This is a genomic window from Kribbella sp. NPDC051952 (assembly GCF_040680855.1).
Lineage (GTDB): Bacteria > Actinomycetota > Actinomycetes > Propionibacteriales > Kribbellaceae > Kribbella.
On sequence record NZ_JBFAXQ010000006.1, the window covers coordinates 143445 to 164308 of the forward strand.

20 protein-coding genes and 1 pseudogene are annotated in these 20864 nt (G+C 68.8%); 19 read left to right on the plus strand and 2 right to left on the minus strand.

The genetic code is table 11. The features are described 5' to 3' along the window. Positions 1 to 148 precede the first annotated feature (148 nt). From ftsH to AB0L70_RS14055, 11 genes are all read left to right on the plus strand, one after another. A complete protein-coding gene (gene ftsH / locus AB0L70_RS14005; protein WP_363683685.1) occupies positions 149 to 2185 on the plus strand; it encodes an ATP-dependent zinc metalloprotease FtsH in 2037 nt (678 codons plus the stop codon). 87 nt (positions 2186 to 2272) lie between these two features. Beyond that, positions 2273 to 2845, plus strand: coding sequence for a GTP cyclohydrolase I FolE (folE, locus tag AB0L70_RS14010; RefSeq protein ID WP_363683687.1), 573 nt, complete (start codon positions 2273 to 2275; stop codon positions 2843 to 2845). Positions 2846 to 2996: 151 nt separating this feature from the next. Further along, positions 2997 to 4154, plus strand: coding sequence for a S1 family peptidase (locus AB0L70_RS14015; protein ID WP_363683689.1), 1158 nt, complete (start codon positions 2997 to 2999; stop codon positions 4152 to 4154). 103 nt (positions 4155 to 4257) lie between these two features. After that, positions 4258 to 5055, plus strand: coding sequence for a dihydropteroate synthase (folP, locus tag AB0L70_RS14020; RefSeq protein ID WP_363684103.1), 798 nt, complete (start codon positions 4258 to 4260; stop codon positions 5053 to 5055). Beyond that, positions 5052 to 5546, plus strand: coding sequence for a nuclear transport factor 2 family protein (locus AB0L70_RS14025; RefSeq protein ID WP_363683691.1), 495 nt, complete (start codon positions 5052 to 5054; stop codon positions 5544 to 5546). Before folP ends, AB0L70_RS14025 begins: the two co-directional genes overlap by 4 nt. Continuing rightward, on the plus strand, positions 5543 to 5941 hold the full coding sequence (gene folB, locus AB0L70_RS14030; protein ID WP_363683694.1) for a dihydroneopterin aldolase: 399 nt from the start codon (positions 5543 to 5545) through the stop codon (positions 5939 to 5941). The genes AB0L70_RS14025 and folB overlap by 4 nt, the downstream gene beginning before the upstream one ends. Beyond that, positions 5938 to 6495 carry a 2-amino-4-hydroxy-6-hydroxymethyldihydropteridine diphosphokinase gene (gene folK / locus AB0L70_RS14035; RefSeq protein WP_363683696.1) on the plus strand — a complete coding sequence of 186 codons (558 nt, stop codon included), beginning with the start codon at positions 5938 to 5940 and terminating at the stop codon, positions 6493 to 6495. The genes folB and folK overlap by 4 nt, the downstream gene beginning before the upstream one ends. Continuing rightward, positions 6495 to 7010, plus strand: a complete 516-nt coding sequence (locus AB0L70_RS14040) for a DUF3180 domain-containing protein (protein WP_363683698.1) — start codon at positions 6495 to 6497, stop codon at positions 7008 to 7010. Before folK ends, AB0L70_RS14040 begins: the two co-directional genes overlap by 1 nt. 11 nt (positions 7011 to 7021) lie before the next feature. Beyond that, positions 7022 to 7462 (plus strand): hypothetical protein, encoded by a 441-nt coding sequence (locus tag AB0L70_RS14045; RefSeq protein ID WP_363683700.1) that lies wholly within the window; start codon positions 7022 to 7024, stop codon positions 7460 to 7462. Positions 7463 to 7474: 12 nt separating this feature from the next. After that, entirely contained in the window at positions 7475 to 8257 is a 783-nt protein-coding gene (locus AB0L70_RS14050; protein WP_363683702.1) for an inositol monophosphatase, read from the plus strand. A gap of 7 nt (positions 8258 to 8264) precedes the next feature. Next, complete coding sequence (locus AB0L70_RS14055; RefSeq protein WP_363683704.1) at positions 8265 to 8981, plus strand: NAD(P)-binding domain-containing protein; 717 nt, start codon at positions 8265 to 8267, stop codon at positions 8979 to 8981. Positions 8982 to 8985: 4 nt separating this feature from the next. Here AB0L70_RS14055 and AB0L70_RS14060 read toward each other — a convergent pair whose 3' ends face one another. Then, the gene (locus AB0L70_RS14060; protein WP_363683706.1) at positions 8986 to 10191 is read right to left on the minus strand and encodes an NADH-quinone oxidoreductase subunit D; all 1206 of its coding nucleotides are present in this window, start codon (positions 10189 to 10191) and stop codon (positions 8986 to 8988) included. A gap of 26 nt (positions 10192 to 10217) precedes the next feature. Between AB0L70_RS14060 and AB0L70_RS14065 the strand changes: the two genes are divergently transcribed. Beyond that, positions 10218 to 10706: a PH domain-containing protein gene (locus AB0L70_RS14065; RefSeq protein ID WP_363683708.1), complete on the plus strand. Its 489-nt coding sequence runs from the start codon at positions 10218 to 10220 to the stop codon at positions 10704 to 10706. Next, positions 10703 to 12112 (plus strand): PH domain-containing protein, encoded by a 1410-nt coding sequence (locus tag AB0L70_RS14070; RefSeq protein WP_363683710.1) that lies wholly within the window; start codon positions 10703 to 10705, stop codon positions 12110 to 12112. Before AB0L70_RS14065 ends, AB0L70_RS14070 begins: the two co-directional genes overlap by 4 nt. Before the next feature lie 107 nt (positions 12113 to 12219). Here AB0L70_RS14070 and AB0L70_RS14075 read toward each other — a convergent pair. Then, a pseudogene (locus AB0L70_RS14075) lies at positions 12220 to 12864 on the minus strand (SAM-dependent methyltransferase); the annotation flags it as partial. Between the two features lie 72 nt (positions 12865 to 12936). On the opposite strand from AB0L70_RS14075, the gene AB0L70_RS14080 reads away from it, so the two are divergent. The 6 genes from AB0L70_RS14080 to AB0L70_RS14105 all read left to right on the plus strand — a co-directional run bounded on the left by AB0L70_RS14080 (position 12937) and on the right by AB0L70_RS14105 (position 20824). Further along, entirely contained in the window at positions 12937 to 15732 is a 2796-nt protein-coding gene (locus AB0L70_RS14080; RefSeq protein ID WP_363683712.1) for an AAA family ATPase, read from the plus strand. A 79-nt stretch (positions 15733 to 15811) separates the two neighbouring features. Next, complete coding sequence (locus tag AB0L70_RS14085) at positions 15812 to 16690, plus strand: Rossmann-like and DUF2520 domain-containing protein (RefSeq protein WP_363683714.1); 879 nt, start codon at positions 15812 to 15814, stop codon at positions 16688 to 16690. Beyond that, the gene (gene panC, locus AB0L70_RS14090; protein ID WP_363683716.1) at positions 16687 to 17514 is read left to right on the plus strand and encodes a pantoate--beta-alanine ligase; all 828 of its coding nucleotides are present in this window, start codon (positions 16687 to 16689) and stop codon (positions 17512 to 17514) included. Before AB0L70_RS14085 ends, panC begins: the two co-directional genes overlap by 4 nt. Before the next feature lie 22 nt (positions 17515 to 17536). After that, positions 17537 to 19213, plus strand: coding sequence for an L-aspartate oxidase (locus AB0L70_RS14095; protein WP_363683718.1), 1677 nt, complete (start codon positions 17537 to 17539; stop codon positions 19211 to 19213). Continuing rightward, a complete protein-coding gene (nadC, locus tag AB0L70_RS14100; protein WP_363683720.1) occupies positions 19206 to 20060 on the plus strand; it encodes a carboxylating nicotinate-nucleotide diphosphorylase in 855 nt (284 codons plus the stop codon). The genes AB0L70_RS14095 and nadC overlap by 8 nt, the downstream gene beginning before the upstream one ends. After that, positions 20060 to 20824, plus strand: coding sequence for a type III pantothenate kinase (locus AB0L70_RS14105; RefSeq protein WP_363683722.1), 765 nt, complete (start codon positions 20060 to 20062; stop codon positions 20822 to 20824). Before nadC ends, AB0L70_RS14105 begins: the two co-directional genes overlap by 1 nt. Positions 20825 to 20864 lie beyond the last annotated feature (40 nt).

The following is a 20864-nucleotide window of genomic DNA, read 5'->3' on the forward strand; positions in this document are numbered from 1 at the left end:
ACGGCCTGTACAACAGGTCGTACCGTCCTTTGGTGACCCTCGTGCTGTGTTGTCTTGTGCGACACGAGACACTTGGACTGGTGTTACCGTCTCAAGCCCGCAATCCCGGGCCTGCCGAGCTAGGAGGGACGGGGCGTAGGCCTCGATCATGGACGTGAAGCGCATCTTCCGCGGACCCCTGTTCTGGATTGTCGTCGCCTTCCTGGGCGTACTGGTGATCGGACAGCTCCTGACCGGCTCGACCGGGTACAAGACCGAGCCCACCGGCCAGGTCGTCCAGCTGATCCAGCAGGCGAAGTCGTCGAGCGACAAGACGATCAAGTCCGTGACGCTGATCGATCCCGACCAGGAGATCCGGGTCGAGAAGACCGACGGGACCAAGGTCCGGGCGCACTGGGTCGACGGCCAGGGCACGAACCTCGGCGGCGACCTGCAGACCCTGTTCCAGGACGGCAAGATCGAGCGGTACGACGTCGAGAACCCGAAGCCGAGCTTCATCGGCCAGGTCTTCTCCACGCTGATCCCGTTCCTGCTGATCGCGGTGGTCTTCATCTTCTTGATGAACTCGATGCAGGGCGGTGGCTCGCGGGTGATGAGCTTCGCCAAGTCGAAGGCCAAGCTGATCACCAAGGACACCCCGAAGACCACGTTCGCCGACGTCGCCGGCTGTGACGAGGCGATCGAGGAGCTCGGCGAGATCAAGGAGTTCCTGCAGGAGCCGGGCAAGTTCCAGGCGGTCGGGGCGAAGATTCCGAAGGGCGTCCTGCTCTACGGCCAGCCCGGTACCGGTAAGACCCTGCTGGCCCGCGCGGTCGCCGGCGAGGCCGGTGTGCCGTTCTACTCGATCTCCGGTTCGGACTTCGTCGAGATGTTCGTCGGTGTCGGTGCCTCCCGGGTCCGGGACCTGTTCGAGCAGGCCAAGACGAACGCCCCGGCGATCGTGTTCATCGACGAGATCGACGCCGTCGGCCGGCACCGTGGTGCGGGCCTCGGCGGTGGTCACGACGAGCGCGAGCAGACGCTGAACCAGCTGCTGGTCGAGATGGACGGCTTCGACGTCCGCGGCGGTGTGATCCTGATCGCGGCCACCAACCGGCCCGACGTGCTCGACCCGGCGCTGCTGCGGCCCGGCCGGTTCGACCGGCAGATCGCCGTCGACGCGCCGGACCTGCCCGGACGTGAGCAGATCCTCAAGGTGCACGCCCGCGGCAAGCCGATGTCCCAGGACGTCGACCTGCGGGCCGTTGCTCGTCGTACGCCGGGCTTCACCGGTGCCGACCTGGCCAACGTGCTGAACGAGGCGGCCCTGCTGACCGCCCGGTCGAACCTGCAGGTGATCGACAACAACATGCTCGACGAGGCGATCGACCGGGTCATCGCCGGTCCGCAGCGCCGGAGCCGGCTGATGTCGGACAAGGAGAAGGTGCTGACGGCGTACCACGAGGGCGGACACGCCCTGGTCGCTGCCGCGCTGCCGCACTCCGACCCGGTGCAGAAGGTGACGATCCTGCCGCGTGGCCGGGCGCTCGGCTACACGATGGTGATGCCGGACGAGGACAAGTACTCGACCACCCGGTCCGAGATGCTGGACAAGCTGGCCTACATGCTCGGTGGCCGCGCCGCCGAGGAGATGGTCTTCCACGACCCGACCACCGGTGCGAGCAACGACATCGAGAAGGCGTCGGCACTGGCCCGGGCGATGGTCACGCAATACGGCATGACCGAGCGGCTGGGCGCGATCAAGTTCGGCTCGGACGGCAGTGAGCCGTTCCTGGGCCGCGACTTCGGCAGCCAGCGGAACTACTCCGAGGAGATCGCGGCCGCGGTCGACGAGGAGGTCGGCAAGCTGATCCTGAACGCGCACCAGGAGGCCTTCGACATCCTGGTCGAGAACCGTGCGGTGCTGGACCACCTGGTCGAGGAGCTCCTGGAGAAGGAGACCCTGGACAAGAACGAGATCGCCCGGATCTTCGAGCCCGTGGTCAAGCGGGACCGGCGGCCGGCCTGGACCGGTTCGTCCACCCGGGTGCCGTCGGACCAGCCGCCGGTGATGCCGGTGCCGACCCGCGCCGAGCAGAACGGCTCGCTCTCCGACGTCCTCCCCGGCGGAGCGGTCGGCCCCGACGAGAACGTCAGGCCGCCGAACTACGGCAGCGGCCCGACCCCGCCGTCACCGAACGACTGACCGAAACAAACCGAAGCACCGTCACCCTTCCGGGCGGCGGTGCTTCTGTTTGCGGGCAAAGTTCAGGTCGCTGTTTAGCATGGCCGGATGACGTCGCCTAAGTTCGATCACGCGCGGGCTGAGCGGGCTGTCCGCGAACTGCTGATCGCGATCGGGGAGGACCCGGACCGCGAGGGCCTGCAGGACACCCCGGCCCGCGTGGCACGCTCGTACGCCGAGATCACGGCCGGTCTGGGACAGACGGCCGAGGAGGTCATGCGGACGACGTTCGACATCGGGCACGACGAGATGATCCTGGTAAAGGACATCGAGGTCTGGAGCATCTGCGAACATCACCTGGTCCCGTTCACCGGGGTCGCCCACGTCGGGTACATCCCCAGCCGGGACGGCCGGATCACCGGCCTGTCCAAGCTCGCCCGGCTGGTCGACGTGTACGCGAAACGACCGCAGGTCCAGGAACGGCTGACCACCCAGGTCGCCGATTCGCTGGTCGAGTTGCTCGAGCCCCGCGGCGTGATCGTCGTGATCGAGTGCGAACACCTCTGCATGACCATGCGCGGCGTCCGCAAGGCCGGCGCCAAGACCATCACCTCCGCGGTCCGCGGCCAGCTCCGCAATCCGGTCACCCGCGCCGAGGCGATGAGCCTGATCGTCGGCTAGGGCGGGTCTCCCGACTCCCGGCCGTAGCCTCCGGCGTGGTCGGGTCGTTGACGTTTGAGACACAAGACCTGTGGACATTCTGTCGCTAAGCGTTTACTTTCCGTAGTGGTGATCGGTCGACGGGGACCGGTCGCCTGCGTGAGGAGGACAGATGTCGGGGCGTTACCGGGTCGGCGCCGCACTTGCCGGGGTCGTCGTACTGACGGCCGGTGGGCTGGTGGCGGCGAACTGGGCCACCGCGGACACGCGGACCAAGTCGACCGGGCAGAAGACGGGCGAGCCGGCCGCGGTCGGCAAGGTGACCGAGCGGTCGCCGCTCGTCGCCGAAGCACTGGAATCACAGCTCGGGTCCGACTCGGGCGTCGTGGGCAGCTACTTCGACGACACCGGCGCCCTCGTGGTCGCGGTGTCCGATCTGACCACGGCACAGCTGGTCCGCGACGCCGGCGCGATCCCGCGGCTCGTCCGCTTCACGATCGGCCAGCTCAACGCCGTACAGAACGAGCTGAACAAGCTTGCGACCAGCTCCAGCGCCGGCAAGGTCCGGTCCTGGTACGTCGATCCGCTGTCCGGGACTGTGGTCGTCACAGTGCCGCGGGGCGCGCGTGACTCGGTCACGAAGCGGTTCCTGTCCCGCGCCCAGGCGAACGGCGACAAGGTGACGGTCCGCACGGCGCCCGGCAAGGTGACGACGACCGCGGACGACTTCAGCCTTCGGGGTGGTTTCCAGGTCGACAAGAACACCGGATACGTGTGCTCGCTCGGCTTCAACGCCCGGACCACCAAGGGCAACCCGATCTTCCTCACCGCCGGGCACTGCACGGCGGGCAAGCCGTCGTTCTCCCGCAACGGGTACATCCTCGGCAACACCTACACCTCGAGCTTCCCGGGCAACGACTTCGGCTCGGTCGGCGTGATCGAGGGCTGGGACCAGCAGGGGTACGTCGAGGGTTGGGGCGCCGGCAACATCCCGGTCCGGGGGATCGCCAACCAGACAGTCGGATCCACGCTGTGCAAGTCGGGCAAGAGCACCGGCTGGACCTGCGGGCGGATCGTCGCGCGGAACGTGACGGTGAACTACGGGAGCAACCGCGTGGTGCGCGGACTGTTCCAGCACACCGCGTGCGTCGAGGCCGGTGACTCCGGCGGCGCGAACATGACCGGCGACTATGCCCAGGGCATCACCAGCGGCGGTGCCCTCATCAACGGCCAGTGCCTGGAGAAGTCCGGCCAGACCAACGAGTCGTACGCGCAGCCCATCGCCGAAGCCCTGAAGGCGACGCAATCACGGTTGATCCTCAGTAACTGAGCCCTGGCTGCGGGGTGGGGGTGGCGGCCACTACGGTGGTCGGGTGAGTGATGGGTCGTGGGGTCACGTAGACGGGCTGCCGGTGCTGGACCGGTGTCTCGTGATGGGTGTTGTCAACGTGACGCCGGATTCGTTCTCCGACGGTGGTGAGTGGTTCGAGCCGTCCGCCGCGATCAAGCACGGCCGCGAACTCCTGGCCGAAGGCGCCGACCTGCTCGACGTCGGCGGCGAGTCGACCCGGCCAGGTGCCGCCCGTCCCGCCCCCGAAGAGGAGATCCGCCGGGTCCTCCCGGTGATCGAGACCCTCGCCGCCGAAGGTGCACTGATCTCTGTCGACACCATGCGGTCCGGTGTCGCGGCGCTCGCCCTCGACGCCGGTGCGGTGATGATCAACGACGTCTCGGGCGGCCAGGCCGACCCGGACATGCTTTCGCTGGTAGCAGAACGCCGTACGCCGTATGTCTGCATGCACTGGCGCGGACACTCGATCGACATGCAGAACAAGGCCGAGTACGTCGATGTCGTCGCCGAGGTGATCGACGAACTGGCCGAGCGGATCGACGCGATGCGCCAGGCTGGTGTTGATCTCAACCGGGTTGCCCTGGACCCTGGACTCGGTTTCGCGAAGAACGCGGAGCACAACTGGGAGGTTCTGCGCAGATTGCGGGAATTCGCCGTACTGGAACGACCGTTACTCATCGGTGCGTCCCGGAAGGCGTTCCTCGGTAGGCTGCTCGCCGACGAGCAGACCGGTGAACCCAGACCGGCCGTACGACGAGATGACGCGAGCGCGGCCGTATCCGCCCTGGCCGCCGCCGCGGGAGCCTGGTGTGTCCGGGCCCACGCGGTGGCACCAAATGCGGACGCGGTCCGGGTGGCGAAGAGATGGGGAACGGTATGACGGACGGACCCGGCGGTCCGCGGCAGGACGCCAGTGGTGAGCGTCCGCCCAAGGGTCGCAGCGCCTCGGTGGAGGACGTCGTACTGACTGCCAACACCGCGTTCTACAACGCGTTCGAGGCCGGCGACCTGGATCTGATGGCGGCGGTGTGGCTGCCCGAGCCGGATCCGGTCTGCATCCATCCCGGCAACGCGGCGATCTCCGGGTACGCCGAGATGATGCGGGCCTGGGCGATGATCTTCGCGAACACGCCGTACATCCAGTTCTTCCTGACCGATGTGCAGGTTCGCGTCGATGAAGACGTGGCATACGTCACGTGTACGGAGAATGTCCTGTCGTCGGGTGAGGGTGCGCCCGAAGAGGGATTCGCGGGCGGCAAGGCCCTGGCCACGAATGTCTTCCGCAGAACTTCCACCGGCTGGCGGTTGTGGATACACCATGCCTCCCCGGTACTGTCGTCGTCTGGGGGCCGACAGGAGGAGGCGGAATGAGCGGTCCCGCACGTTCTGCGTTGTCTCCTGACGTGATCGAGATCCGTGGCATCCGCGGTTTCGGGCGCCACGGGGTGTTCGACCACGAGCGGGCCGACGGGCAGGAGTTCGTCGTGGACGTCCGGCTGGAGCTGGACACCCGGCCCGCCGCGGCCACCGATGACCTGGCCGACACCGTGAACTACGGGGTGGTGGCCGAGCAGGTGCACCAGGCGATCGAGACCGACCCGGTGAACCTGATCGAGACCCTCGCCCAGCGCATCGCGGAGCTGTGCCTCGCCGACCGGCGGGTGACGGCGACCGCGGTGACGATCCACAAACCCTCGGCACCGATCACGGTGCCGTTCGACGACGTTGTCCTGACCGTGCAGCGCAGAGCCGGAGAATCCTCGTGACTGAGACCCCAAGTCCCCACGTCATCGACGCGGACACCCTGAGCGGTGGCCTGAAGCCGATCCGCCAGGTCATCCTGTCGCTCGGCAGCAATCTCGGCGATCGTGAGGCGAACCTGCAGGGCGCGGTCGACGCACTGCGGGACACCCCGGACGTCGTGGTCGTCGACGTCTCGCCGCTGTACGAGACCCAGCCGATCGGTGGTCCCGACGAGTCCGGCCCGTACCTGAACGTCGTACTGCTGGCCGACTCGACCTTGTCGGTCGACCTGCTGCTGGACCGCGCGCACGCGATCGAGCAGGCGTTCGGCCGCGAGCGCAGCGTGCCGGGTGCGCCGCGGACCCTCGACGTCGACCTGATCACGTACGGCCAGAAGACGATCGAGACCGAGGAGCTGACCGTTCCGCACCCGCGGGCGCACGAGCGTGCGTTCGTGCTGGCGCCCTGGCTCGACATCGAGCCGGACGCGGTACTGCCGGGCCGCGGTCCGGTCACGGAGCTGCTCGCCAAGGTCGGCACCGACGGCGTGACCAAGCTCGACATCGAGCTCCAGTAGTGGTCTCCGGCGGTCCGGACCCGGGCCGGGCGCCCGGCAAGGAGCCGCCGCGTCCTGGCTCGGTCCGGCCGACCTCACGCCGGCTGCTGATCGCGATCGCCGTCCTCGGGGCGGCGATCGGTCTGACCATGGTGAAGGCGATCGAGTCCGGCGGCGGGGTCGCGCCCTCGGTCTCCTGGCTGACGCTGATCGCCTGGGGGTTCCTGGCCGCGCTGCTGTTCGTTGCGGCCCGCAACACCCACCAGCGGATCCAGGTCCGGCGGGAGCGGATGGAAGCGTCCCGCGCGGTGTTCCTGTTGCTGATCGGGAAGGCCAGCGCGTTCGTCGGCGCGTTGTGCACCGGGGTTTACGCGGGGTTCGCGTTATCCTTCCTGCAAGCAATGGGGGCCTCAGGTCCTCGTAACCGTGTGATCATGGCCGGTGCCGCGGCGGTGATCTCTGTGCTGGTCGTCACGGCCGGATTGTTGCTCGAACGCGCGTGTCGTATTCCCGAGGACCCTGACGAGACCCCCTAACATGTCGGTCCATGGGGTCAAGGGGTAGCCGCCGTCGAACCAGGACCACAGTTCTCACCGTTGCCAACGGTCTGCTGATCGTTGTCTGTCTCGGTGTGAGTATCGCGCTGTTCTCACAGAATGCCTGGATTCTCCGGGCTGCCGCCGTCGGTGCCGTGCTGGTCGCGATCGCCGGCGCCGTGCTGTTCCGCCACCAGTTGCTGGTCGAGCGGCTGGCCCATTCCGACGAGCGGGCCCAGGTCGCGCAGGAGTACTCGCGGATCACCAGCGCCCGCGTGGTCGAGAACGCCGAGTTCGTCGACCTGATGCAGCGCCGCCTCGACAAGATCGATGCCCGGCTGGACAAGATCGACGAGGAGGTCGCCACGGTCGTTGCCGCGGGCGACAAACACTCCCAGGCGGACGCACCGACCGTGGTCGACCTCAAACTCCGGGGCCTCGCCGCGTCCTAGTAGGTTCGTGGTGTGGATCTCGCCGAACTGCTGAAGGTTGCCGGAGCCGCTGTCGATCGTGGGCGGGTGGTGACCGATTCCCGCGAGCCTGGTGAGCTCACGTCCAAGGGCGACCGCGACATGGCGTCCGAGGTCGACTTCGCCGTGGAGCGGGAGGTACGGGCGTTCCTCGAGCGCGCGACGCCGGAGATCGGCGTACTGGGCGAGGAGGAGGGCGGCGCGACCGACGGGACGCGCTGGGTGCTCGATCCGATCGACGGGACCGTGAACTTCATCCACGGGGTGCCGTTGTGGGGGATCTCGCTCGGCCTGATCCACGAGGGTCGCGCGGTGGCCGGTGTGATCGACCACCCGGCGCTCGGGACCCGGTACGCCGCGGCCGAGGGGCTCGGCGCCACCTGCAACGGGAAGCCGATCCGCGGCAGCGAGAGCACCAGCCTGACCGACGCATTGGTTGCCGTGGGCGACTATGCGGTCGGGCCGGAAGGGGCGGTCAAGAACGCCGAGCGGACCGCGCTGACCGAATTGCTGTACCCACGCGTTCAGCGAATCCGGATGATCGGCACGGCGGCCACCGCCCTGACCTGGACCGCCAACGGCTTCTTCGACGCCACCATCATGTTCTCCAACAAGCCCTGGGACACCATGGCCGGCGTCAGCATCTGCCGTGAGGCGGGCCTGCGCGTCCTCGACCTGGACGGCTCGGAACACGCTCCCGAATCCCGCGGTACGTTCGCGGTCTCGGCCGGCCTCGCCGACGCTCTGCTGGAATTGATCGCACAAGCGATGGGGTGAGGAATCCATGGCGACACTCGGAGTGATCGGGAGCGGGAACATCGGCTCCACGGTGTCCTGGCTCGCGGGCGAAGCAGGCCTCGACGTGGTGATGGCGAACTCGCGAGGGCCGGAAAGCCTGGCGGACAAGGTCCGTGACCTCCGCGTCCGCGCGGCGACCGTGGAGGAGGCCGTGCGGGCGGCGGACTGGGTGCTCGTGGCCATTCCGCTCGGTCGCTATCTCGAGTTGCCGGTCGAGCCGTTCGGGGGCAAGACCGTGCTCGACACGATGAACTACTACCCGAGCCGGGACGGCCGGATCGAGCGGCTCGACCGCGAGCAGGTGGTGACGGCGCAGCTGCTGCAGGAGCGGTTGCCTGCCGCGCACACCGTGAAGGCGTTCAACAACATCAGCGCCCGCAATATCGTCAGCTTGGCCAGGCCCGCCGACGCGCCCGATCGCAGCGCGTTGCCGATCGCCGGTGACGACGCCGACGCGAAGGTTTCGGCCACGGAGCTCATCCAGCTGCTGGGATTCGACGTGGTCGATGTCGGCCCGCTACGGGAGAGCTGGCGGTTCGAGCCGGAGACACCGGCGTACGTCACGCCGTACCTGTCGAAGGCGAGTACGGCGAAGCAGCGGGCCGCCGGCCAGGCCGATCCCGGCAAACCACTGCCGGTAGCCGGCCTCGTGCAGCTGATCGCGGCCGCACACCGTCCGCCCGTCGCCCAGCGGGAGTTCTGAACCGCTACTTGTCGATGTCGCCGACGACGAAGAACATGCTGCCGAGGATCGCGATCATGTCGGGGATCATCGTGCCGGGCAGGAGAGCGGGCAGGGCGGAGATGTTGTTGAAGCTCGCCGAGCGGAGCTTGAGTCGCCACGGGGTCTTGTCGCCGCGGGAGACCAGGTAGTAGCCGTTGATGCCCAGGGGGCTCTCGGTCCACGCGTAGGTCTGGCCCTCGGGGACCTTGAGGATCTTCGGCAGCCGGACGTTGATCGGGCCGGCGGGCAGAGCGGACAGCTTGTCCAGGCAGGCGTCGACCAGGTCGAGCGACACCTTCACCTGCTCGAGCAGTACGGCGAAGCGCGCGAAGCAGTCGCCGTCGGTCCGGGTGACGACCCGGAGTACGCCGTCGCGCTGCAGTTCGTCGTACCCGAGATAGGGCTCGTCGCGGCGGAGGTCGGCGTCGACGCCGGAGGCGCGGGCGATCGGGCCGGAGACGCCGTACTGCGCGATCAGCTCGGGGGAGAGCTTGCCGATGCCGACCGTGCGGGCGCGGAAGATCTCGTTGCCGAGGACAATGTTCTCGATATCGGGGAGCCGTTTGCGGACCGCGGCCGACGCCTCGGACGCGCGGCCGAGCCAGCCGTAGGGCAGGTCCTCCTTGAGGCCGCCGACGCGGTTGAACATGTAGTGCATCCGGCCGCCGGACAGCTCTTCCATCACCGCCTGGATCGTCTCCCGCTCGCGGAACGCGTAGAAGACCGGCGTGATCGCGCCGAGCTCGAGCGGGTACGAGCCGAGGAACATCAGGTGGTTCAGGATCCGGTTGAGCTCGGCCAGCAGCGTGCGCATCCAGACCGCGCGGACCGGGACCTCGAGGCCCATCATCCGCTCGACCGCGATCACGACGCCGAGCTCGTTGGCGAACGCGGACAGCCAGTCGTGCCGGTTCGCCAGCACGATGATCTGCCGGTAGTCGCGGACCTCGAACAGCTTCTCCGCGCCGCGGTGCATGTAGCCGATGATCGGCTCGCAGCCGACGATCCGCTCGCCGTCCAGGGTCAGCCGCAGCCGGAGTACGCCGTGCGTCGCCGGGTGCTGTGGACCGATGTTGAGCACCATGTCGGTGGTCGCGATCTCCGAGCCACTCCCGGTCCCGCCCCGCTCGTACGCAGGGTCGAACCCGGCCGCCCCCGCGCCGACTCCAACGACTTTTTCCGTACTCATGACCACTATCGTGACAGGCTTTACCCGTGGATGACCTCTTCGCACCCTCGGATGTCAGCTGGACGCCGGTCTCGCCGAAGCTGGCGTCGGTCCGTCGCGTGAGTGCCGCGGTGATGTTCGGCCTCGTCGCGATCGTCGCTCTGGTCGCGCTCGGCCTGACCATCGGCTGGGTGTACGGCGTACTCGCGGTGGTCGTACTCGGGGCCGGGTTCGCCTGGTCCTGGGTCCTGATCGGCCGCAACCAGCGGTCCTGGAAGTACGCCGAACGCGAGGACGAGCTGCTGGTCAGCCACGGGATCATGTTCCGCGAGCTCGTGGTCGTGCCGTACGGACGGATGCAGTTCGTCGACGTCGCCGCGGGACCACTGGAACGCGCGTACGGGATCGCCACTGTGGAGCTGCACACCGCGACCCCGGCGACGGACGCCAAGATCCCCGGGCTGCACCCGGACGAGGCGAGCCGGCTGCGCGACCGCCTCTCCGCCCTCGGCCAGGCGCAGGCGTGGGGCCTGTGACCGAGCCAAACCCGGGGACCGCAGTCGTCGAGCCGACCGGCGCGCGGCTGCATCCGCTCACCCCGTTCGTGAAGGGCTGGGGGTACTTCGTCGTCGCGGCCGTCGCCCTGGTCAACAACGAGGGTCTGCGGAGCAATCTGGAGATCGCCGGCATCGGACTGGCCGCCGTACTCGTCGGCGGCATCCTGCTCGGCGCACTGTCCTGGTGGTTCACCAAATGGCAGCTGACGGCCGATGCGATCCGCGTGGACAGCGGCTTCCTGTTCCGCCGGACCCGGATCATCCGGTTCGACCGGATCCAGGCGATCGACGTGGCCCAGCCGTTCGTCGCGCGCATCTTCGGGATGGCCGAGCTGCGGATGGACGTGGCCGGCGGTGGCAAGAGCGATGGCAAGCTGAGCTACTTCCGGTACGACGAAGCCGTCAAGCTCCGCGGCCTCCTGCTGGTCCGGGCCAAGGGTGAGCACGGCGCCGAACAGCAGGAGGAGCAGGTCGACTCGGCACCGCTGCTGGTGGTCCCGACCAGCCGCCTGCTCGGTGCGACCCTGCTGTCCTCCACAGTCATCGGTAGTGCCGGCGCGCTGATCTGGCTGATCGTCGCGACCATGGTCCTGAACTTCCACATCGGTCTGTTCGCCGGCCTGCCGCTGCTGCTGGGTGTGGTCCAGCCGATCTGGAAGCAGGTCGTCGGCAACCACGGCTTCACGTTGTCGGAGTCCAACCACGGTCTACGCACCAAACGCGGCCTGTTCGACGTACAGCGGCAGACCGTGCCGCCCGGCCGGGTCCAGGGCCTGTTGATCACCGAGCCGCTGATCTGGCGTCTGCTCGGCTGGTCCCGGGTCGAGCTGGACATCGCCGGTGTGGCAGGCAAGAAGGAGGACGGCGACGACGAGCACGAAGGCGCGCAGCTCCTCCCGGTCGGCGAACGCGCTGAGGTGGCGAGCGTGCTGGCGCGCGTCCTGCCCGGGTTCGACCTGGCCGGCATCCCGATGCACGTCGCACCGGAGCGTGCGAAGTGGTTGCGCCCGATCGGCTGGCGTTTCCTCTCGTACGGCAACGACGACCAGGTGCTCGTCACCACCCGAGGCTGGGTGAGCCGCCGTACGTCGATCGTGCTGCACCACAAGACCCAGTCCGTTCGGGTGGAGCAGGGCCCGCTCCAGCGGCGGCTGGGGCTCGCCAACGTGCACGTGGACACGCCACTCGGCCCGACCGACGCTGTCGCGCTACACCGCGACCAACGCGAGGCTGCGGCACTGGTGCAGGCTCAGGCGGACAGGGCGCGGGAGGCCCGCCGTACGGCGTCTGCGCCGACCGCTGTCCACACCCAGCCGAACGCACCGAGGCCGGAGGGGTCGAGCAATTCGGCGGCTTCGCCGGCCGACGACAACTCGGCCAGGTAGCGGAGGGGTTCGGCCTGGGCCAGGTCCAGGCTCGGTCGGGTCGCACTGACTCCTAGAGCGCGCAGGGCGTCCCGTTGGCGGACGAGCGAGCCGCCGAGCGAGTCCAGGGCCACGTGGGCGGTCACATCGCAGCTGCCATCCAGCACCGGGTCACACTCACGGCCCGCGCGGAAACCGGTCAGTGTCGGGTAGAGCGGTCGGTCGGCGCGGACATGGCCGTAGTCGATCGCCACAGCGACCGCACCGACAGACAACCGGCCGAGGACATCGGTCCAGGCGTCGTCGCGGGTCAGACCGATCTCGGCCCGGTCGCCCGGCTCCAGCAGTGGCCACCACGTCGTCAGCCATCGCAGATCGTTGCCCTCGACAACATCACCGAGGGACAGGTCGGCCTGCAGGTAGCGCGGCACGCCGTCGTCGTCCAGTTCGACCAGCTCGCACGGGATGTTGTCGAGCCACTCGTTCGCGATCACCAGGCCGGTGAGCGTCGCCGGCAGCTCGTCGTCGAGCTCGATCTCCAGCACCGACAGGCCCTCACCGCGCAACACCTTCCCGAGCTCACCCGACCCGGCCCCGATATCCACAACCTCCTCAGCCCCCACCGCACGCGCCAACCGGGCAATCGCCTGCCCGAACAACGCCGACGCGTGCACCGACGTACGAAAGTGCGCCGCCGGCCGCTCCCGACGGTAGAACCCGGCAGACCCGTACAGAGCGTCGTACCAGGCGGTGCGGAAGGTGTCGGGCATCATCAGCCGTTCGAAAGAGGTGTGGACCGGAACGATCCTAGAATCCAACCGCGCGGACCGACCACGAGGGAGATCATGCCGAATCTGCCGGACGAGCTGAACGTCCTGTTCACCGACGAGCCCGTTCTGCACATTCTCGGCGGCCGGAAGCCCTGGCGGTACCCGGACGGCTGGCTGGAGAAGACGCGGGCGAAGGCGCACGCGTTGATCACGGACCCGGCGTTCGCCGACGTCACGGTCACCCGGAAAGGGTCGACCTTCAAGCCGTCCGTGCCGGTGCTCGCCGTTGCTCTCTGGGACCTGGTCTGGATGCTCTACCCGCCGCTGGCCGCCGTGGTCGGTGGCGGCCGCAATCTGTACGGTCAGCTCGTCGGCCCGTACCTGAAAACACCCCCGGTACTGAAGAACGACGGCTGGAGCTCGAATTCGGTCGGGCGGTTCGCCCCGCCGCCCGCTTTCGAGTCGACCGCCGGCCAGCCCGAGCTGCGCGAGAAGCTGGTCGCGTTCCACTCCGACGCGCTGGCGCTGCTCGAAGAGGTCGAGCCGCTCGAGCCACGACGTACGGTGCTGGCCGGTCTCTGGGACCGGGTGGCGTCCGACGAGGAGCTGCTGGCGGCGCATCGCACCTCGTCCCGGAGCGAGCTGATCACGCTTTGGCAGGACACGTTCTTCACCGACGACGCGGCCTTCGATGCGTTCCCCGAACAGACCAGGAACCCGCTGGACCTGCTGCTGGTAGGAGTCGCCCGCCTGCAGGCCGCGCATGAAGCAATCGCCGGACACACGCCGGAGACCGACCGTACGTTCAACGAGACGATGGCAGCCCTGGTCCACCAGGTCGAGCGCGTCGACGTGCCGGCCGGACTCTCGTACACGGTCCTGGGAGCCGACGGCGCCGCTGAGGTGCAGCGCCTGTTCGAGCGCCAGGCCGACGAGGTGGACCGGGTCAAGTGGCGGCGGCGCCAGGAAGCCTGGCTGGCCAGGGCGGTCGAGGCGGGGGCCGCGCGCCTGGCCGAGGAGTGGCTCGCGGCGCTGTACCTGACCGGCGGATGCCTGGCCGGTCTGCCGGACCGGGCGGAGGAGTCCGGCCAGCTCAACCTGCCCTGGAAGTTCCTCGGCTCGCTCCGGGCCGTGTACGAGCTCCGGCCGCGCCCGGCCAAGCCGGCCCCGACCACGCCGGAGATCCAGCCGGTCCCGACCGCGCCGGAGCAGAGCAATGACCCCGAGGCCGAGCTCGCAAACCTGATCGGACTGACCGAGGTGAAGGCGTGCGTCGCCGAGCTCGTCGCGGAGGCCAAGGTCGCTGGACTGCGCGCCGCAGCCGGCGTCCGGCCGCCGACGGCGACCCGGCACCTGATCTTCACCGGCAACGCGGGAACGGGGAAGACGACGGTCGCACGCCTGCTCGGCGGCATCTACCGCAAGTACGGCGCTCTGTCGTCCGGGCAGCTGGTCGAGGTCGGGCGAGCCGACCTGGTCGGTGAGTTCGTCGGCAAGACCGCGCCGATGGTCGAGCGGGTGATCGAGCGAGCACTCGGTGGGGTGCTGTTCATCGACGAGGCCTATGCGTTGGCCGAGGGTGGCAAGAACGACCTGGGTCCCGAGGTCTTGTCGACGTTGATCGCGGCGATGGAGAACCACCGCGACGATCTCGTCGTCGTGATGGCCGGCTATCCGGCCGAGATGGAGACCTTGCTCGACAGCAATCCCGGGCTGCGGTCCCGCGTCGCACGATCGATCCACTTCCCGGACTACACCGACGAGGAGATGCTGGCGATCTTCCGGCTGCTCGCGGCGGAGAGTGGATTCGAGGTGGCCGGGGAGACCGCCGAGAAGGTGACGACGACGTTGCACAGGTTGCCTCGGGCACCTGGTTTCGGCAACGGGAGGGCGGCTCGTTCGCTGCTGGAACGGCTGTCCGCCCGACAGGCCGTCCGGGTGGCAGGCCTGGTCGATCCGGCTCCGGAGGAGGTCAGGCAACTACTGGTGCAGGATCTGCCGCCGGTCTCCGGGTCGACGCTGGCTGCGGGCGGTGCGGTCGTCGCCGTCGGTCCCGAGGCGGAGCTGGAGCGCCTGGTCGGCCTGGACGAGGTGAAGAAGATCGCCCGGGAACTGGCCGCCGAGGCGAAGGCCGAGACGCTGCGGATCCGGGCCGGAATGCCGCCGACCGACCGAAGCCGGCACCTGGTCTTCCTCGGGAACCCGGGCACCGGCAAGACCACGGTCGCCCGGATCCTGGCCGGCATCTATCGCGACCTCGGCCTGCTCGGGTCCGGTCAGCTGATCGAGGTCACCCGGACCGATCTGATCGCCGAGTACCTCGGGCAGACCGCGCCGCGGGTACGCAAGGTCGTGCAGCGCGCGCTCGGCGGGGTCCTGTTCATCGACGAGGCCTATTCGCTCAACGACAGTCAGTCGTACGGCGCTGAGGCGATCGCCACCCTGGTCCAGGAGATCGAGGAGCATCGCGGTGAGCTCGTCGTGGTGATGGCCGGATACGAGCGCGAGATGAAGCTCCTGCTGGATGCCAACAGTGGACTGCGGTCCCGGTTCCCGACCGTCCTCACTTTCCCTGACTACAGCCGTGGCGAGCTGCAGACGATCTATGCCGACCTGGCGTCGACCGCGGGCTACACGCTCGAGCCGGGCCTGCTCACCGGGGTCAGCGCGCTGATCGAGCCGTTCCGGGGCATGCTCGGCTTCGGCAACGGACGGCTGGCACGCACGGCCTTCGAACAAACGATCCTGCGCCAGGCCACCCGCATCACCCAACTGGCCGATCCCGCGCCCGACCAGGTCCGTTCGCTGCTCAAGGCTGACCTGCCGGATCGCCTGGCCGGTGACATCGAGGACGCTTCCCCCTACCTCTGACCGCCACCGGCTCCCATCGCCTACCCTGGCGGGTAGATCGTCTGGTACCCCTGCGGGACTGGAACGAAGAGAGTGAGTGATGGAACGGATCGGCTTGATCGGAGCCGGCCGGGCCGGGACCGCCGTGGTAGCAGCCTTGGCGGCAGCCGGACAACCCGTGGTCGGCGTTACCGCACGGTCGAGCGCGTCTCGTGAACGCGCCGCCCGGCTTCTTCCGCACGTGCCCGTGCTGACCGCCGACGAGGTCTGTACGCGCGCCGACGTCATCGTGGTCGCCGTACCGGACGACCTGATCCATGACGTGGTCCGGATGTTGCCGCTCACGCAGCAGCAGTACGTCGTTCATCTGTCCGGAGCGCACGGGCTCACCGCGCTGTCCGGCGTACCGGCGGTTCCGGTCGCGCTGCACCCGTCGATGACGTTCCTCGGTGAAGTCATCAGCTTGGACGGCGTGATGTTCACCGCGACCGCACCGGACGACGCACGGGTGCTGGTCGAGCGGCTGGTCAAGTCCCTGGGTGCGCAGGTGCAGTGGGTGGCCGATGAGCAGCGAGCGCGGTACCACGCGGGTCTCGTGCACGGAGCGAACCACCTGACAACGTTGCTCACGCAGGCGATCGACGTACTGCGGGAGGCCGGGGTGGCGGATCCGGCCGCAACACTCGGGCCACTGGTGTCCGCAACCCTCGACAACACGCTGCGATCCGGTCATCATGCGCTCACCGGGCCGATCGCCCGGGGCGATGTCGACACGGTGGCAGCACATCTCGCCGTACTGCGGAATCGGACGGCGAGCACGTACGCCGAACTGGCGCGCGCGACGGTGGAGCTGGCAGCGGCGGACGGACGGCTGGACGCGGAGACGGCGGCCCGGTTCGGCGAGGTGCTGAACGAGCATCCGGCGCGAGCCGCCGGCGAGGTGCTGGAGCGCGATCGGACAGGGGAGGCACCGCGATGAGACTCACCCAGACCAAGGCCGAGCTACGGGCGGCCGCGGCGATCCGGCCACGGGCGGTCGTGATGACCATGGGCGCGCTGCACGAAGGGCATGCGGCCCTGCTGGCCGAGGCCCGCGAGCGGGTCGGGCCGGACGGCAGCGTCGTACTGACGATCTTCGTGAACCCGCTGCAGTTCGGGCCGGCCGAGGACTTCGACCGCTATCCACGCACGCTGGCCAGTGACCTGGCGATCGCCAAGAACGAGGGCGTCGACCTGGTCTTCAACCCGTCCCGCGACGAGCTCTACCCGAACGAGCCGTCCATCACCGTGCATCCGGGACCGCTGGCCGACGAGCTCGAGGGGATGGTCCGGCCGGGGCACTTCGCCGGGGTGCTGACGGTGGTGGCGAAGATGCTGCACCTGACCGCGCCCGATCTGGCCCTGTTCGGCGAGAAGGACTACCAGCAGCTCACGCTGATCCGCGAGATGGTGTGCGACCTGGATTGGGATGTCGACATCGTGCCGGTGCCGACCGTTCGCGAGCCGGACGGACTCGCGTTGTCATCCCGCAACCGGTACCTGGACGAGACCGAGCGTGACGAGGCGCTGGTGCTGTACCGCGCGCTGACCGCGGGGGCGAAGGCCGGGATGAACGGGCCGGACGCCGTACTGGCCGCTGCCCACGCCGAACTGGAGGCGGTTCCGTCGGTCGGGATCGACTATCTCGCCCTGCGCGCACCGGATCTCGGGCCGGTGATCGGCCCGGGGGAGGCCCGCATGCTGATCGCGGCCCGCGTCGGTGCGACCCGTCTCATTGACAACATTTCCATCACGCTGCGGTGAAATCGATTGATACGGTCGCTGGATGACCGTGCTGAATGCCGCACCTGCAGTCCCGCAGCGGCTGGCTGCGCCCGAGCCCGGCTGGACCGACACCGTCGACGTGGTGGTGATCGGTTCGGGGATCGCCGGGCTGACCGCCGCCCTCAAGGCTCGTGAGCTGGGCACCGTACTGGTGGTGACGAAGGATGTCGTCGCCTCCGGCTCGACCCAGTGGGCCCAGGGCGGTATCGCCGCGGCCCTCGATCCCGAGGACTCGCCCGAGGAACACCTCCAGGACACCCTGGTCGCGGGCGCCGGCCTCAGCGACCCGGCCGCCGTCCGCGTGCTGGTGACCGAGGGACCGGACGCCGTCCGCGACCTGATCGATCTCGGTGCGCGGTTCGACACCGTCGACGGTGACCTGTCGCTGGGGCGGGAAGGCGGCCACCACCGCAACCGCATCGCGCACGCGGGTGGGGACGCGACCGGCGCGGAGATCGAGCGAGCCCTGGTGGCCGCGGTCAAGCGCCTCCCGGACATCCGGCTGATCGAGCACGCCCTGGTGATCGACCTACTGACCGCCGAGGACGGCGGCGTCGCGGGCGTCACCCTGCACGTGATGGGCGAGGGACAGCTCGACGGCGTCGGCGCGGTCCGCAGCCGCGTGGTCATCCTCGCCTCCGGCGGCATCGGTCAGTTGTACGCCGCCACCACCAACCCGAGCGTGTCGACTGGTGACGGCATGGCGCTGGCGTTGCGGGCCGGGGCGAAGGTGCGGGACCTGGAGTTCGTCCAGTTCCACCCGACCGTGCTCTGGCTCGGCAAGAGCGCGAAAGGCCAGCAGCCGTTGGTGTCGGAGGCGGTCCGGGGTGAAGGCGCGTTCCTGGTCGACCACGAGGGCAAGCGGTTCATGCAGGGCCAGCACGAACTGGCCGATCTCGCTCCGCGCGACATCGTGGCGAAGGCGATCATGCGGCAGATGCTTGCCACCGGCAAGGATCACGTCTACCTGGACGCGCGCCACTTCGGGGACGAGAAGTGGCGGGTCCGGTTCCCGACCATCCTGGCGTCCTGCCGTTCGCACGGTATCGACCCGGTCCGGGACCTGATCCCGGTTGCGCCGGCCTGCCACTACTCGTCCGGCGGGGTGTGGACCGACCTGGACGGACGGACGTCCGTGCCCGGTCTGTACGCGTGCGGTGAGGTTGCGTGCACCGGCGTACACGGCGCCAACCGGCTCGCGTCGAACTCGTTGCTCGAGGGGCTCGTCTTCGCCCGGCGGATCACCCGGCACCTGGCCGAGGGGCTGCCCGAGCTGCGCAAGCCGGCTGAGGACGCCCGTGTCCCGGGTCTCGTCGACGCCGACGTCGTACCCGAGTTGCAGCGGGTGATGACGGTCGGTGCCGGTGTGATCCGGAGCGCGAGCGGACTGTCCGAGGCGGGCGCGGCGCTCGGCAAGCTGATCGAGCAGCCGGCCGGCGAGCCTGGTACGGGCGGCTGGGAGGCGACCAACCTGGTCACGGTGGCTTCCGCGCTGATCTCCTCCGCGACCGTGCGCGAAGAGAGCCGGGGCTCGCACTGGCGTGAGGACCACCCCGATCGTGACGACGCTCGGTGGTCGGGCAATCTGGACCTGACCCTCCCGTCCGAGGGCCACAGCGCGAGACCTACGACGACGTTCGTCCCGCATGAGAACGAGGAGAACCACCAGCATGGATGAGACTGTCGACCGGCAGTGGGTCGGTGACCTCGTGCGGGCCACGATCGAAGAGGATCTGGCGGGTGGCGTCGACGTCACCACGACCGCGACGGTCGATCCGGACCAGATCTCGGTGGCCGAACTGGTCGCCCGGGCCGACGGCGTGGTGGCCGGCCTGGAGATCGCCGAGATGGTGATCAGGCTCGTCGCCGCCCCGGCGGAGGTCGAGCTCGAGTACTCCGTGCGCGACGGTGCGTCCGTGCACAAGGGCGACGTCCTGATGACGATCCGCGGCAAGACCCGGCAGTTGCTGACCGCCGAGCGGACGACGCTCAACCTGCTGTGTCACCTGTCCGGCGTGGCCACGCTGACCCGGCGCTGGGTCGACGCGGTCGAGGGCACCGGCGCGGTGATTCGCGATACCCGCAAGACGATGCCGTTGCTCCGGTCGCTGGAGAAGTACGCCGTCCGCTGCGGTGGCGGCAAGAACCACCGGATGGGCCTGTCCGACGCGGCGCTGATCAAGGACAACCACGTGATCGCGGCCGGTGGGGTCGCCGAGGCGTTCCGGCTGGTCCGCAAGGCGTATCCGGATATCGCGATCGAGGTCGAGGTGGACTCGGTCGACGACGCGCTGATCGCGCTCGAGTCCGGGGCCGACCTGATCCTGCTGGACAACATGGACGTCCCGTTGCTGCGCGAGGCGGTCGAGAAGGTGGCCGGCCGGGCGCGGCTGGAGGCCTCCGGCGGGTTGACGCTCGACAAGGCGCGAGCGGTCGCGGAGACCGGAGTCGACTTCCTCGCGATCGGTGCGCTGACCCACTCGGCGCCCGTGCTGGACATCGCGCTGGACCTGCGGGAATCCTGATGCTGCTCGCCGTTGCCGTCGAAAACACCCGGACGCTCGTCGGCCTGGTGTTCGAGGGCACGGTCAAGCGGCATTGGTGGGTCGGCACGGACCCACGGCGTACGGCGGACGAGTGGGCCGTCCTGTTGCAGGGACTGCTGGCCGGTGAGTCGCCGGTGTCCGGGATCGCGGTCTGTTCCGCCGTACCGCATGTGCTGCACGAGTTGCGCGATGTGGTGTCGCGCTACTACCGGAACGTGCCGAGCGTGGTGGTCGAGCCGGGGGTGAAGACCGGGCTACCGGTGCTGGTGGACAACCCGCGCGAGGTCGGGACCGATCGGATCGCCAACGCGCTCGCGGCGGTCCATCGGTACGGCGCTCCGTGCCTCGTCGTCGATGTGGGTACGGCGATCACGATCGACGTGGTCAGCCAGGCCGGAGCCTTCATCGGTGGAGTGATTGCCCCAGGCATCGAAACCGCGACCGATGCGCTCGGCAACGCGGCGGCCCAGTTGCGCCGGGTCGAGTTGGTCCGGCCACGCTCGGTGGTGGCCAAGAACACCGTCGAAGCCCTGCAATCCGGAGCGATCCACGGATTCGCGGCCTTGGTCGACGGGTTGGTGGAGCGAATCAGGACCGAGCAGTCCCTCGATCCCGCGACGCCGGTCGTCGTCACCGGCGCCCTCGCCCCACTCCTGGTGGACGAGCTGGCAACGGAGATCCGTCACGAGCCGTTGCTCACCCTGCACGGTCTGCAGCAAGCGTTCGCTCGCAACCATCAATAGCTGCCTGAACGGGCAATACCTCTTGCGCGCTTGAGTGAGC

Bases quoted from the DNA above. Each gene is read 5' to 3' on its own strand.
- AB0L70_RS14085 (WP_363683714.1), top strand. From the start codon at position 15,812: ATGGAACGGATCGGCTTGATCGGAGCCGGCCGGGCCGGGACCGCCGTG.
- AB0L70_RS14015 (WP_363683689.1), top strand. From the start codon at position 2,997: ATGTCGGGGCGTTACCGGGTCGGCGCCGCACTTGCCGGGGTCGTCGTA.
- AB0L70_RS14055 (WP_363683704.1), top strand. From the start codon at position 8,265: ATGGCGACACTCGGAGTGATCGGGAGCGGGAACATCGGCTCCACGGTG.
- AB0L70_RS14045 (WP_363683700.1), top strand. From the start codon at position 7,022: ATGGGGTCAAGGGGTAGCCGCCGTCGAACCAGGACCACAGTTCTCACC.
- AB0L70_RS14105 (WP_363683722.1), top strand. From the start codon at position 20,060: ATGCTGCTCGCCGTTGCCGTCGAAAACACCCGGACGCTCGTCGGCCTG.
- ftsH (WP_363683685.1), top strand. From the start codon at position 149: ATGGACGTGAAGCGCATCTTCCGCGGACCCCTGTTCTGGATTGTCGTC.
- AB0L70_RS14080 (WP_363683712.1), top strand. From the start codon at position 12,937: ATGCCGAATCTGCCGGACGAGCTGAACGTCCTGTTCACCGACGAGCCC.
- nadC (WP_363683720.1), top strand. From the start codon at position 19,206: ATGGATGAGACTGTCGACCGGCAGTGGGTCGGTGACCTCGTGCGGGCC.
- AB0L70_RS14025 (WP_363683691.1), top strand. From the start codon at position 5,052: ATGACGGACGGACCCGGCGGTCCGCGGCAGGACGCCAGTGGTGAGCGT.
- folE (WP_363683687.1), top strand. From the start codon at position 2,273: ATGACGTCGCCTAAGTTCGATCACGCGCGGGCTGAGCGGGCTGTCCGC.
- AB0L70_RS14095 (WP_363683718.1), top strand. From the start codon at position 17,537: ATGACCGTGCTGAATGCCGCACCTGCAGTCCCGCAGCGGCTGGCTGCG.
- panC (WP_363683716.1), top strand. From the start codon at position 16,687: ATGAGACTCACCCAGACCAAGGCCGAGCTACGGGCGGCCGCGGCGATC.
- AB0L70_RS14060 (WP_363683706.1), bottom strand. From the start codon at position 10,191: ATGAGTACGGAAAAAGTCGTTGGAGTCGGCGCGGGGGCGGCCGGGTTC.
- folB (WP_363683694.1), top strand. From the start codon at position 5,543: ATGAGCGGTCCCGCACGTTCTGCGTTGTCTCCTGACGTGATCGAGATC.
- folP (WP_363684103.1), top strand. From the start codon at position 4,258: ATGGGTGTTGTCAACGTGACGCCGGATTCGTTCTCCGACGGTGGTGAG.